The organism is Flavobacterium niveum, assembly GCF_055231775.1.
Genome location: NZ_JBUYSX010000003.1, coordinates 296,137 through 308,508, shown reverse-complemented (window position 1 = coordinate 308,508; position 12,372 = coordinate 296,137). Strand labels below are relative to the sequence as shown.

Sequence of the window (12,372 nt, the reverse complement as noted above, 5' to 3'; positions counted from 1 at the left end):
ATTTTAATGAAACCACCGTTATAGATAACAAAAATTATTGATTTTGTAAAATTGAAATATTTTACTTAATTATTTTCAAAACAATTGGCTGAACTCTTCTATAACACGTTGTGGGATCTCCCCAACGAATATCATCAATTATAACTATCTTATTTTCTTTTAATTTTTTAATGAATAAAACTGCTTCTGCATTCATTCTATCTCCATCAACCCTAACATTTTTTTTGCCGTAAAAAATTGTAAAACTACGCACCTTAATATATTCTCCAAGTTCAAACATAAAATCTGAAATAGTAATTCCAACAACACTATTAATCAACTCATCTTTACTAATTGGAATTTCGGTATCGCTTGGCTCATAACCTTTTAAAATACCTGATGGTTGGCCAATTTGTTTTATTCTAAACCTTTTCTCTTCGTGCAGTATACTTCCATCCTGCATAGTCGCATCGATAGATACAATTGTCTCATTTCCTGTGCCTGGGTTTAGCATATACATTTCTTCTCCTTTTTTACGAATATCACCCGATGATACTGATACCACATAACTTACGGCACCGGGTACCACAATCTTAATGGGATTATCTATACCACGGTAAACAACATTCATTTTCTCCGCAGAAATGACGGAGATATTTTTATCTGTTATGCTATCGTTTTGCGCAAAGGCAATCATCGGAAACAGTAAAAAGAGTAAAAGTTTCATAGTTGGCCGGTTTTAAATATTACTTATTTAGTATTTCTATCTCTACCCTGCGGTTTGCTACACGCTCTTCTTCATTTTTTTCGGGCAGGCGGTATATTGGGCGGGTACTGCCAAAGCTTTTATACGAAAGCCTGTCTTTGTTTATACCGTGTTTTAGCAGGTAGGTATATACTGTTAGTGCCCTTCTTAATGATATCTGGAATTCTTCATTTTTCTGGCAGCATATATGGCCCTGTATGTCAATTTTCAGGGTTGGGTTATCTACCATGATAGAAAGTAAATCCTTCAGTATAGGCTCTGATGCGGGGAGTACGATATCGGAATTGTTGTAAAAATGCAGGTCGGGTATACGTATTTTATCCCCTTTATTGGAATTGGTAACTTTCTTTGCAAAGTCTGAAGGTTCCTTTTTTACAGGAGGAGTGGCTATTATCTCGGGTACTACTTCTTTTTCCCTGAAATACACTGTTACCCTACGGTCGGGTGCAGAATAGCCTGCTTTAGCGCGGCTCTCGCCAAAGGCTTTTTTATCGGTAGCAGATAAGTCAAAACTCTCGCTACTGCTCAGGAATCCTAATACATAAGCAATGCGCCTTTCAGAAAGGTCGATGTTATAATACTCGTTTCCTGTTTTATCGGCATCCCCTTCTAAAAGGTCTATGGAAGCGCCCGGGTGGGCTTTAACCCATTCGTACATTTTGGATGCCGATTCATCTGTGGCAACATCTTTATTAAACGGAAAGTAAACAGTAAATTTTTGTTGGTTTTGTGCAAAAGCAGTGCAGGCAGCAAATAGTGCCGGGATAAAAAGCTTATTCATTAATGGTGGTTTATTGTTACTATACAAACGATGGGAAAGCCTGTATATTTTAGTAAAAATAAAAAACCTGCTGCTAATTAAAGCAACAGGTTTGTAATAAATATGGAAGGAAAGAAATAAATTAACGTGTAAACAGTAGCTCCCTGTATTTGGTTAGTGGCCAAATTTCGTCGTCTACCAGTAGTTCCAGCTTATCACAATGCCTCCTGATTACATCAAAGTAAGGCTTCACGGTATCGCAGTATGCATGCGCATGCTCTTCGGTAGTAGGAAGTGCGTTAGCTGCTTTGCGGGCTTCAGTCATTTCCTCTACTTTAGTATTGATGCCGGCAATGTGGCCGGAAATCTCACGGATGATAGAAATCTGCTCTTTACCTACAGTTTCATATTCTGCACCAAATATCTCTTTAAGGCCTTTAACGTTCTCTATAAGGATATTCTGGTAACGGATAGCCGTAGGTATTACGTGGTTACGGGCTATATCACCCAGCACGCGGCCTTCTATCTGTATTTTCTTAGTGTATTCTTCAAGTTCAATTTCGTAACGGGCCTCAGCCTCTACATGGTTCATAATGCCAAGCTCTTCAAACAAAGCAAGTGTGCTTTCAGATACTTTGGCTTTAAGCGCCTGTGGTGTAGTCTTATGGTTGCTCAGGCCGCGTTTAGCAGCTTCTTCAGCCCATGCATCGCTGTAACCGTCGCCTTCAAAAAGGATGGCTTTGGTTTCTTTGATGTATTCCCTAAGTACGTTGAAAATAGCATCGTCTTTCTTCATGTCCTTGCCTTCTATCAGTGCATCTACAGCCGCTTTAAAGTCTTTAAGTTGCTTCGCCATAATAGCGTTAAGGATGGTCATGGCATTGGCACAGTTAGCAGATGAACCTACTGCACGGAACTCAAACTTGTTACCGGTAAAGGCAAACGGAGAAGTACGGTTCCTGTCAGTATTGTCAAGAAGTACATCCGGAATTTTACCTACAACATTAAGTTTAAGGTCGGTTTTCTCTTCAGGAGAAAGTTTACCTGAAGATACGCCTTCAAGCTCAGCAAGTACTTTTGTAAGCTGCTGGCCTACGAATACTGATATAATTGCAGGAGGGGCTTCGTTAGCACCCAGCCTGTGGTCATTACTTGCAGTAGCAATTGATGCCCTTAACAGTTCTTCATTAGAATACACCGCTTTAATAGTGTTGATGAAGAATGTAAGGAATTGCAGGTTGCTCATAGGAGTTTTACCAGGACCAAGAAGGTTAACACCTGTATCTGTAGCCATACTCCAGTTGTTGTGCTTACCGCTACCGTTTACGCCTGCAAATGGTTTTTCGTGAAGCAATACTTTAAAGTTGTGGCGCTCGCCTACTTTTTGCATTACATCCATAAGCAGTGAGTTGTGGTCTACCGCAAGGTTAGCCTCCTCAAATATCGGTGCAAGCTCAAACTGGTTAGGTGCAACCTCGTTGTGACGGGTTTTTACCGGTATACCAAGAAGCATACACTCGTTTTCAAGGTCACGCATGTAGTTAAGTATGCGTGTAGGTATAGAACCAAAATAATGGTCGTCAAGCTGTTGCCCTTTTGCAGATGAATGCCCAAGAAGCGTACGGCCTGTAAGTGTTATATCCGGCCTTGAAGCGGCAAGTGCAGAGTCTATAAGGAAATACTCCTGCTCCCATCCAAGGGTTGCGGTTACTTTCTTTACGTTTTTATCGAAATACTGGCATACTGCAGTAGCAGCCTCATCTACAGCCGAAAGGGCACGTAGTAGTGGTGCTTTGTAATCCAGTGCCTCACCTGTGTACGATACAAATACGGTAGGGATACATAGTGTAGTACCAAATATGAATGCAGGTGAAGTTGGGTCCCATGCAGTATATCCACGGGCTTCAAACGTATTACGGATACCGCCGTTAGGGAAGCTTGAAGCATCCGGCTCCTGCTGTACCAGCTGGCTGCCACCGAATTTTTCTACAGGGTCGCTGCCGTCAAACGACGTTTCAAAGAAAGCATCGTGCTTTTCTGCAGTGGTACCTGTAAGCGGCTGGAACCAGTGTGTGTAGTGGGTTACACCTTTGCTAAGTGCCCACTCTTTCATGCCAAGGGCTATATAGTCGGCAAGTTTGCGGTCAATTTTTGTTCCATGCTGTACGGCGCTTTGTACTGCCTTATAAGCTTCAGAAGTTAAAAACTGACGCATTACCTTGTCATTAAATACGTTACTTCCAAAAATTACCGATTTTTTGTCCAGTTCTTCCACCTTTACCGGTTTTCTTCCGGCAGTTTGTTTGATGGCCTCAAAACGAAATGTTGACATGAAACTATGTTATTTAAAGTTAATGTTAGATTAAAACCTGTGCAAATGTACAAATATTTATTCATTTTTCTGCCCACCCCTGTTTTTTAGAGGGGCTTATTGCGGATTTTTTTGAAGAATATGGAAAAAGCCCCTAAATTACTGATGTTGGCTTAAAATTAACATTACCCTTATATACACTTAAGGGTATTATTTCGTAAATTTAACAGGACTGTATTTGGAGTTGCAGAATTTTCAATAAAATTCTTACAACTACTAAAAATATTTTAATATTTACAAAGCTTAGTTAATTGAGTTAAATATTTGTCAATCATATTGGCTTAATTATAGGTAATCAATAATTTGGCTGTATCAAGTAAAAATGATATTCACTTAAAGCCAAATGTTATGAAAAATAGTAAACTGATTTTAGGTATTGCGGCCGGTGCTGCAGTAGCCGCCGGGGTAGCGCTTATAGTAGCTAAAAAAAGGAAATCATATTTAGCTAATGCAGAAGAAGCAAAAGAACATTACGGCAGCCGCCTGAAAAAACTTCAGCGAAAGGCACTGAAAGAATTTAAAGAATCGGGCGATAATACCGCCATGGAACGCGCAAGCCAATGGGCAGGACATATACCGGGCGGGCTTCGCTAACCCGGTAATGAAACAACAGACAAGCAAACCGTATTTCAACTAATTAATCAGTAGCATACATATAATACATTAATACACTTTCAGCACGCCATGAAGACCAGGAAAACCTTAGGAAAAAAATTCCAGCCTTACAATCAAATCATAGAGCAGCTTGCTGTTCACCATATAAACAACCAACCCGAAACCCTGCCGGAAATACTGGTTATTACCACATTTCCGCCAAGGCAATGTGGTATAGCCACCTATTCGCAGGATTTAATAAAGGCCATGAACGACCATTATGTGGATTCGTTCTCTATTAAGGTATGCGCCATAGAAAGCAGCAAGGAACAGCACACGTATACCGACCCTGCCGTAAAATATACGCTGAATACCAGCGAACCGGAGTCATATAAACAGTTAGCCAAAGCCATCAATGAAGATGAAAACATAAAGATTGTGCTGATGCAGCATGAGTTTGGCCTGGTACACGAAACGGTAGACAGCTTTAATAATTTCCTTGATGAACTCCAGAAGCCGGTATCGGTAGTATTCCATACGGTATTACCAAACCCTGACGAGGTGTTTAAAGCCAATGTACAGCATATTCTAAATAGCGCCGACTCTTTAATAGTAATGACAAACAACGCGGCCGACATACTGGTACGTGATTATATAGTAGACCGTGAAAAGATTTCGGTTATAGCACACGGTACCCACCTTGTTATGCATGGGCGTAAAGATGAACTGAAACAAAAACACGGTTTGCAGGGACGCACCATACTTTCAACCTTCGGGTTGCTTAGTTCAGGAAAAAGTATTGAAACCACACTGGATGCTTTGCCAAAAGTAGTTGACAAACGCCCTGATGTGTTATTCCTAATCATTGGCAAAACCCATCCTACTGTGGTATTAAATGAAGGTGAAGTATACCGCGAATCGCTTATCCGTAAAATTGAAGAAAACAATTTGCAGGATAATGTAATGTTCATCAACAAATATGTAGCGCTTGATGAGCTTCTGGAATACCTGCAGCTTACCGATATTTACCTGTTTACCAGTAAAGACCCAAATCAGGCCGTGAGCGGAACCTTCTCTTATGCGCTGAGTTGTGGCTGCCCTATTATCTCTACCCCTATCCCGCATGCCAAAGAAGTATTGGCCGGCGATACCGGTATCACATTTGATTTTGGCAACTCAGAGCAATTGGCACAGGCTATTAACCGCCTGTTGTTCGACCCGCTGCTAAGGGAAACCATGGTACTGAACGGCCTGCACAAAATAGTACACACTGCCTGGGAAAACTCAGCGGTAAGCCATGCCAAGGTACTGCAAAAAACTGCCCCTGAAGGCGCAATTAAGCTGGAGTACCGCAACCCTAAGGTGAAACTGGACCACGTAAAAAACATGACTACTGATTTTGGGATGGTGCAGTTTGCAAAGCTTAATGTGGCCGACCTTGCTTCTGGCTATACTGTTGATGACAATGCCCGTGCAATGATAGCCATGTGCATGCACTATAAAAAATACCGCGAAGCCGATAGCCTTAAATATATAAGCACCTACCTTAATTATATAGAATACTGCCAGCAGGCAGACGGCAGGTTCCTTAATTATACCGATGTAAATAAAAACTTTACGACACAAAACGATAACGAAAACCTGCAAGACAGTTCAGGCCGTGCTATGTGGTCATTAGGTTACCTGATTTCATTAGGCAATATTTTACCTACCGAAATGATTAAAAAAGCCCAGGCCGTATTCCAAAAGACACTGCCGCTTACCAAACACATGTATTCTACGCGCGCCATGGCTTTTGTAATCAAAGGCTTGTATTACTACAACAGGTTTGTGAAGGATGACGATACGCTTATTTTCATGAAAATGTTTGCCGACCGCATGGTACAGATGTACAGGCACGAAAGCGATAAAAACTGGAAATGGTTTGAGGGCTATCTTACGTATGCCAATAGTGTGCTACCGGAAGCTTTACTTTTATGCTATGCCGTAACAGGAAATGCAGTATATAGTGAAGTTGCCAAAGAATCGTTTGACTTCCTACTATCACAGACTTTTGAAAATGGTATGATAAAAGTGGTATCAAACCGTGGATGGCAAATGAAAGGTGAACGTTCTCAACGCTATGGCGAGCAACCTATAGATGTGGCGTATACCATCTTGGCGCTGCGAAAATTCCATGATATATACAAAAGCGAAGAATACCTTAATAAAATGGAAACGGCTTTTAACTGGTTCCTTGGTAACAACCACCTGCAGCATGTTATTTATAACCCATGTACCGGCGGCTGCTTTGATGGCCTTGAAGAACACAGCGTAAACCTTAACCAGGGTGCAGAAAGTACTTTAAGCTACCTGATGGCAAGGCTTACAATAACCAAATACTTCGGTAACCCGGATACGGTGTATTTCCGTCGTAAGGCCAGGGCTGCAAAAATATCGGAATTAAGAGCCTAAAAACCCACAATTACAACTACCTATAAATAAGTAAGGCTACCTTTCGGTAGCCTTATCTTTTTGTATGGAAACAGATTATTTCAGTTTCTTAACGTCTTTGTCCGTAAGGCCGTAAGCCTGCATAACAGCGTTATAATCTTTGTAGTTAATTGATTTTTTACCTTGTCCATTAAGGCTTCCCGGGATAATTACCACCCTGAAAACCTGGTTTTGGGTATAGGTACCTGAAGCCAGTGAAAGGTCGAAATTAGCCAGCATGTACAATTCTACGTCACTTTGTGTAAAGTTAAAATCGTAACCTATCACGTCGCCGTTATCAAAGTTGTAATTACGCGGGGTAAGTTCCCAGATATTTACGTTAGCAGCCGCATCATAACCACGCCTGTACACAAGCACCATATCGTATGGGTAAAGCTCACTGTCAAAAGTAATAAGCTGAGAGAAGCTGTTGCTGCTGGTAAAGTTGATTCCTGCAGTTTCAATAACCTGTGCTACGGTGTCCTGGTCGTAGTGATTATCATCGTCATTGTTACAGCTTGTCATGGTAAGCAGGCCGAAGGCCGCGAATAGTAGAACTATCTTTTTCATAATGTAAAAAGGTTTTTTAGTGTTGATTCATTATATCGTTTGCTAATGTATTCCAAAAAATGAGCCAAAAAATCTTTTTAGCCAAAATTTGGGAAAATTCTTTACCTATATTTGTGCTATGAGCAGCAACTCCCCTACCCTTTTTATGGTGATACTGGGCGCTACCCCGCCGGGACGTACCATAGAACAGCACGATGTTTTTTTTGGAATTGGACACGAAATCAAACAATTAAAACCTGATATGTATGATTTTTGGCCCGATGCAGGGCAACTGCACATCGACTCGTACAGGGAAATTACAAGGGTACAAAATTTTGAAATAAAAATGGTGGAAAAAAGTACGCTGCTGCCACAAAAGCTAAAGTTATTCTTCCTCAACCTGGGTGGATATTTGCCCAAAGACCCCGAAGAATACCACTTTAAGATACTGGTTGTGGCCGAAACCATGGCTGACGCCGTTAAAAAAGCCAAGCAAACAGCCTTTTATAAACAGTATGGTTTTAAAGGGGCTGAATCGCATATAGACGATAAGTACATGCTGGATGTAGATGATATGCATAACGTTGCCGACTTACTGCCTGCACATATTACCAACAGTTACAGTATACAGATTACGCCTTTAGCGATAGAAGCTACAGATGATGAATGGCAGGTGGGCTATGTAAAGTTGGGGCCGAAGTAATATTTAGTGGTAAACCCCAATGTTACGTTTTATACAATTAACAGTTGTAAGGCATATTAAAACCAGGTAAGTAACTATAAATATCAGTATAGGGATTTGGAAACCTAAATAATCGAACAATTCTATATCTACCTGAGACATCCTGTTTACAATTGGGGATAACATCAACAAAAATGACAATAGCATTACAAAGTTGTTATCTTTCCATTTTGTAAAGTTGGCAGCGATGCCTGCAACTGCAAGTAAAGCAAACAGCTGGTCGATATTACCGAAGTCAAAAGCCGTAAAAATAAGCCAGAATATAAATGGTACACAAATCATACTCCCTTTAAGAAGTATAAAAGAATATGATAAAAGTGATAGTATTCGTAAGGCTTTCATAACCATAAAGATAGTTAAACTATTTTATCTCCTTTGCCCCTTTCATAAAAAGCCAGCGCATAAAAAGCTTTTCTTCGCCATATACCTTACCGGCCTGGAATTTAGGCGACAGTATCAGCGTAACCATAAAGCTGGTGGCTGGTACCCAAAACCCGGTTAGGTTGGTATAATGTTGCACCGCAAAATAAGTAAGTATAAAAATGGGCGCAAAGCCTAAAAAGTTGTACAGCAGCGCTTTTGTTGATTTTTTCATCTGGAATATCCGGTTTACCGATGTACAAAGGTACATATATCCCTTAAAACTGCAAACCGGTATGGTGCAGCCGTTTTTATACCCCGTTTTATTTTTTTAATTTAGCCGCCATGCTATCAGTAACAGTAATAGGATCGGGTAATGTGGCGCAGCACCTTATAAAGGCATTTGAGGCTGCCTCTCAGGTATACCTTGTGCAGGCCTATGCACGCCACCCGGAAAAGCTGGAACATTTACTCCCACCGGAAAAAATCACTACTGATTTACAGGCATTGCAACCGGCAGATGTTTACATTATCAGCGTAAGCGATGATGCAATTACATCGGTAGCATTGCAGCTTCCGTTTGGCGGAAGGCTTGTGGTACATACATCGGGTAGTACCGCTTTGCAGGCTATAGATGCCCGTAACAGGCGCGGTGTGTTTTATCCGTTGCAGACTTTTTCTGCTGCAAAGGCTATTGATTTTTCCGAAGTACCCCTTTGCATTGAAGCAGAAAACACAGAGGATAACCAAACACTTTACACGCTTGCCGCTGCCCTGTCGCACAGTGTGCATTATATAGACTCGGCACAAAGGCAGGCATTACACGTAGCAGCAGTGTTTTCGTGTAATTTTGTGAACCACCTGTATGCTTTGGGTGCACGGGTATGTGAAGAAAACAACATCCCGTTTAATATACTGAAGCCGCTGATACAGGAAACCGCCTATAAAATAAATACATTATCCCCCGTGCAGGCGCAAACCGGCCCTGCCGTGCGGAACGATACACAAACACTGCAGCGCCATCTTGATTTTTTGAAAGACGGGCAGCTTAAGGAAATATATACGTTACTAACACAATCGATACAACAAACACATGAGCAAAAGCTATAAAGAGCTGATGAACGATATTACCACATTTGTTTTTGATGTGGACGGCGTGCTTACCGATGGCACCATACACGTAGCACCAAACGGCGAAATGCTGCGCAACATGAACATACGCGACGGCTATGCCATGAAAGCCGCTGTAGAAAACGGCTACACAGTGTGCATCATTTCCGGGGGAAGTAATGAAGGGGTACGCATTCGCCTGCGCAACCTGGGGATTACCGACATCCATTTGGGGGTGCCCGATAAAGTGGAAACGTTTAAAGAGTTTACCGATATTTATAACATTAACCCGGAGCAGGTACTGTATATGGGTGATGATATTCCTGATTATTTTGTGATGCAATTGGTTGGGTTACCTACCTGCCCACAGGATGCCGCACCTGAAATTAAAGGTATTAGTAAATACATTTCGCACAAAACCGGCGGTACCGGCTGCGTACGCGATGTTATAGAGCAGGTTATGAAAGTGCAAGGCAAATGGATGGAGCATTTTAATGCCAAATATGATTAGGGGTTAATTTGTGGATACGTGAATTTGTTAATTTGTACATCATTTATATTTATCCAACCAATCCAAGAATCTAATATTCTAACCATCTAATAATCCAACAATCTGAAATATGAAATTATTAAAACACTTCAATATACCCGACCTTATTTTACTGGCTGTTGTGCTGCTTGCACTAAAGCTTGGATTTTTAGACCGGCAAACCGGGCTTGTACAGGCGCTTGGTACGGGTAAATATCTTTTGTTTGTACTGGCAACATTGCTTGTAATGGCGGGCGGGTTCTTTGCTAATAACGTTTTTGGTAATGGCCGCGACTACGACGCCGACCTGAACGAAGCCAAAAGCTACAACATCTATGCGGCACTTAATGTTATAGGCATCGGAATAATATACTATTTAGCAAACTCACTGGGTAAATCCATGTTGCTTACGGGAGCTTTTATGATAACGGCAGCAGTAATGTACCTGTATGCTACCGGCATTAAACAGATTATAGTTTTGTCTAATGTGTTATTTGCATTGTTCGTGGCTTTCCCCATAATAGCAGTAGGGCTTTTCCAGTTGTACCCGCTAATTGGTATTACTGATGAGCAAACCAATGCTATAATACGCACCATCTTCAGCATATTTACCGACTTTAGCATTTTTGCTTTTGCTACGGGGCTTGTACTGAGTTTTGTAAACGACCTTGCCTATTCTGATGCGGACTATAACAGTGGTGCAAATACCCTTCCCATTGCATTAGGACGTGACAGGGCTGCCAAAATTACTATGGGGCTTACCCTGATACCGCTTGCTATGCTGGTATACTATGCCGATAAATACCTGCTGAACCTTATCTATGCATTAGGCTATAGCCTGCTGTTTGTAGGTGGTTTGTTGCTGTACGTAATCCTAAGGCTTTTCCAGGCAAAGGCACAGAAAGACTTTGTGCACATAGCAGGCATACTGAAATTGGTACTCCTGTTTGCATTGTTTACCTTAATAGTAATCAGTTTTAATATACAACATGTTAAACAATAAGCTGAAATACAAGATAGTGCTGGCTTCGGGCTCACCCCGCAGGCAGCAGTTTTTGCATGACCTTGATGTTGATTTTGAAATCCGCCTTAAGGATGTGGAGGAAATTTACCCTGATACACTACAGGGAGCAGAGATTACCGATTTCCTTGCCAAGCTTAAAGCCGATGCATTTGAGCCCGCTACGGATGAAATCATCATTACAAGCGATACCATAGTCTGGCATGAAAACAAGGCATTGGGCAAACCAAAAGACCACGACGATGCCTTTGCTATGCTTAGTACACTATCAGGAAAAACACATGAGGTGATTACATCGGTATGCCTTAAAAGCACTGCCAAAGCTCAGATTTTTCATGAAACGACAAAGGTTACATTCAATACCCTTTCAAACGAAGAAATAAAATACTACCTTGATAATTATAAGCCTTACGACAAGGCCGGATCTTACGGCATACAGGAATGGATAGGCCTTGTAGCTATAGCCCGCATAGAGGGTTCGTATGCCAATGTGGTGGGCTTGCCGGTAGATAAAGTGTACCAGGCACTGATAAATTTTTAAACAATAGCATTACCTGTTATGGGGAATTTTGAATACGGAAACGAGATATTACGCACAGTAATACTGCTGGCTGTTTTTATGATAATCAACCTGATTATTAAAAACATCACACGCCGTTTTGCTAAAGCATCACATTTATCCGAAGCTCGTACAAATCTTATTTCTAAATACATAGATGTAATTATATTTTTACTGGTTAGTGTAGGCGCTATTGCTATATGGAGCGTAAAGTCTGAAGATATTTTCAATTTTGTGGGGGCTACACTTACCGTTATAGGCGTGGCATTTTTTGCACAGTGGAGCATCCTCAGCAATATTACTTCGGGGATTATTATGTTCTTTACCTTCCCGTTCCGTATAGGGCATATGGTGCGCATACATGATAAAGATTTCCCAATAGAAGGACAGATTGAGGACATAAAAACGTTCCACACCATACTACGCACCCGCGATGGTGAAATTGTAACCTACCCTAACAGCCTTCTATTACAAAAAGGTGTGAGTATAGTACCACAAAAGGACGAAGACAGCGGGGTGTAATGTTTTTTCGGTTATCTTTACGTGTTAACTAACGAAAC

Annotated in this window: 14 protein-coding genes; 8 read left to right on the top strand and 6 right to left on the bottom strand. The window is 41.2% G+C overall.

Features of this window, described 5'->3' with window-relative positions:
* Window positions 1-61: 61 nt before the first annotated feature.
* From ACZIX4_RS09715 to ACZIX4_RS09705, 3 genes are all read right to left on the bottom strand, one after another.
* Entirely contained in the window at window positions 62-706 is a 645-nt protein-coding gene (locus tag ACZIX4_RS09715) for a GldM family protein (RefSeq protein WP_463335437.1), read from the bottom strand.
* 19 nt (window positions 707-725) lie between these two features.
* Complete coding sequence (locus ACZIX4_RS09710; protein ID WP_463335436.1) at window positions 726-1,526, bottom strand: OmpA family protein; 801 nt, start codon at window positions 1,524-1,526, stop codon at window positions 726-728.
* 121 nt (window positions 1,527-1,647) lie between these two features.
* Entirely contained in the window at window positions 1,648-3,837 is a 2,190-nt protein-coding gene (locus ACZIX4_RS09705; RefSeq protein WP_463335435.1) for a glutamine synthetase III family protein, read from the bottom strand.
* A 387-nt stretch (window positions 3,838-4,224) separates the two neighbouring features.
* Between ACZIX4_RS09705 and ACZIX4_RS09700 the strand changes: the two genes are divergently transcribed.
* Entirely contained in the window at window positions 4,225-4,470 is a 246-nt protein-coding gene (locus ACZIX4_RS09700; RefSeq protein WP_463335434.1) for a hypothetical protein, read from the top strand.
* Between the two features lie 90 nt (window positions 4,471-4,560).
* Window positions 4,561-6,924: a glycosyltransferase gene (locus ACZIX4_RS09695; RefSeq protein ID WP_463335433.1), complete on the top strand. Its 2,364-nt coding sequence runs from the start codon at window positions 4,561-4,563 to the stop codon at window positions 6,922-6,924.
* A 75-nt stretch (window positions 6,925-6,999) separates the two neighbouring features.
* Here ACZIX4_RS09695 and ACZIX4_RS09690 read toward each other — a convergent pair whose 3' ends face one another.
* Window positions 7,000-7,512 carry a hypothetical protein gene (locus ACZIX4_RS09690; protein ID WP_463335432.1) on the bottom strand — a complete coding sequence of 171 codons (513 nt, stop codon included), beginning with the start codon at window positions 7,510-7,512 and terminating at the stop codon, window positions 7,000-7,002.
* Between the two features lie 88 nt (window positions 7,513-7,600).
* On the opposite strand from ACZIX4_RS09690, the gene ACZIX4_RS09685 reads away from it, so the two are divergent.
* Entirely contained in the window at window positions 7,601-8,194 is a 594-nt protein-coding gene (locus ACZIX4_RS09685; protein ID WP_463335431.1) for a DUF1543 domain-containing protein, read from the top strand.
* A gap of 3 nt (window positions 8,195-8,197) precedes the next feature.
* On the opposite strand, the gene ACZIX4_RS09680 is transcribed toward ACZIX4_RS09685, so the two are convergent.
* Window positions 8,198-8,575 carry a hypothetical protein gene (locus ACZIX4_RS09680; RefSeq protein WP_463335430.1) on the bottom strand — a complete coding sequence of 126 codons (378 nt, stop codon included), beginning with the start codon at window positions 8,573-8,575 and terminating at the stop codon, window positions 8,198-8,200.
* Window positions 8,576-8,594: 19 nt separating this feature from the next.
* Window positions 8,595-8,828, bottom strand: a complete 234-nt coding sequence (locus ACZIX4_RS09675; protein WP_463335429.1) for a hypothetical protein — start codon at window positions 8,826-8,828, stop codon at window positions 8,595-8,597.
* 110 nt (window positions 8,829-8,938) lie between these two features.
* On the opposite strand from ACZIX4_RS09675, the gene ACZIX4_RS09670 reads away from it, so the two are divergent.
* The 5 genes from ACZIX4_RS09670 (at window position 8,939) to ACZIX4_RS09650 (ending at window position 12,334) form a co-directional block, all read left to right on the top strand.
* Window positions 8,939-9,703 (top strand): Rossmann-like and DUF2520 domain-containing protein, encoded by a 765-nt coding sequence (locus tag ACZIX4_RS09670; protein ID WP_463335428.1) that lies wholly within the window; start codon window positions 8,939-8,941, stop codon window positions 9,701-9,703.
* The gene (locus ACZIX4_RS09665) at window positions 9,687-10,214 is read left to right on the top strand and encodes a KdsC family phosphatase (RefSeq protein WP_463335427.1); all 528 of its coding nucleotides are present in this window, start codon (window positions 9,687-9,689) and stop codon (window positions 10,212-10,214) included. Before ACZIX4_RS09670 ends, ACZIX4_RS09665 begins: the two co-directional genes overlap by 17 nt.
* A gap of 109 nt (window positions 10,215-10,323) precedes the next feature.
* Window positions 10,324-11,235 (top strand): UbiA prenyltransferase family protein, encoded by a 912-nt coding sequence (locus ACZIX4_RS09660; protein WP_463335426.1) that lies wholly within the window; start codon window positions 10,324-10,326, stop codon window positions 11,233-11,235.
* Window positions 11,222-11,794, top strand: a complete 573-nt coding sequence (locus ACZIX4_RS09655; protein ID WP_463335425.1) for a Maf-like protein — start codon at window positions 11,222-11,224, stop codon at window positions 11,792-11,794. Before ACZIX4_RS09660 ends, ACZIX4_RS09655 begins: the two co-directional genes overlap by 14 nt.
* An 18-nt stretch (window positions 11,795-11,812) precedes the next feature.
* The gene (locus ACZIX4_RS09650) at window positions 11,813-12,334 is read left to right on the top strand and encodes a mechanosensitive ion channel domain-containing protein (RefSeq protein ID WP_463335424.1); all 522 of its coding nucleotides are present in this window, start codon (window positions 11,813-11,815) and stop codon (window positions 12,332-12,334) included.
* Window positions 12,335-12,372 lie beyond the last annotated feature (38 nt).

Bases quoted from the DNA above. Each gene is read 5' to 3' on its own strand.
- ACZIX4_RS09655 (WP_463335425.1), top strand. From the start codon at position 11,222: ATGTTAAACAATAAGCTGAAATACAAGATAGTGCTGGCTTCGGGCTCA.
- ACZIX4_RS09675 (WP_463335429.1), bottom strand. From the start codon at position 8,828: ATGAAAAAATCAACAAAAGCGCTGCTGTACAACTTTTTAGGCTTTGCG.
- ACZIX4_RS09660 (WP_463335426.1), top strand. From the start codon at position 10,324: ATGAAATTATTAAAACACTTCAATATACCCGACCTTATTTTACTGGCT.
- ACZIX4_RS09670 (WP_463335428.1), top strand. From the start codon at position 8,939: ATGCTATCAGTAACAGTAATAGGATCGGGTAATGTGGCGCAGCACCTT.
- ACZIX4_RS09710 (WP_463335436.1), bottom strand. From the start codon at position 1,526: ATGAATAAGCTTTTTATCCCGGCACTATTTGCTGCCTGCACTGCTTTT.
- ACZIX4_RS09665 (WP_463335427.1), top strand. From the start codon at position 9,687: ATGAGCAAAAGCTATAAAGAGCTGATGAACGATATTACCACATTTGTT.
- ACZIX4_RS09690 (WP_463335432.1), bottom strand. From the start codon at position 7,512: ATGAAAAAGATAGTTCTACTATTCGCGGCCTTCGGCCTGCTTACCATG.
- ACZIX4_RS09705 (WP_463335435.1), bottom strand. From the start codon at position 3,837: ATGTCAACATTTCGTTTTGAGGCCATCAAACAAACTGCCGGAAGAAAA.
- ACZIX4_RS09715 (WP_463335437.1), bottom strand. From the start codon at position 706: ATGAAACTTTTACTCTTTTTACTGTTTCCGATGATTGCCTTTGCGCAA.
- ACZIX4_RS09680 (WP_463335430.1), bottom strand. From the start codon at position 8,575: ATGAAAGCCTTACGAATACTATCACTTTTATCATATTCTTTTATACTT.
- ACZIX4_RS09700 (WP_463335434.1), top strand. From the start codon at position 4,225: ATGAAAAATAGTAAACTGATTTTAGGTATTGCGGCCGGTGCTGCAGTA.
- ACZIX4_RS09650 (WP_463335424.1), top strand. From the start codon at position 11,813: ATGGGGAATTTTGAATACGGAAACGAGATATTACGCACAGTAATACTG.
- ACZIX4_RS09695 (WP_463335433.1), top strand. From the start codon at position 4,561: ATGAAGACCAGGAAAACCTTAGGAAAAAAATTCCAGCCTTACAATCAA.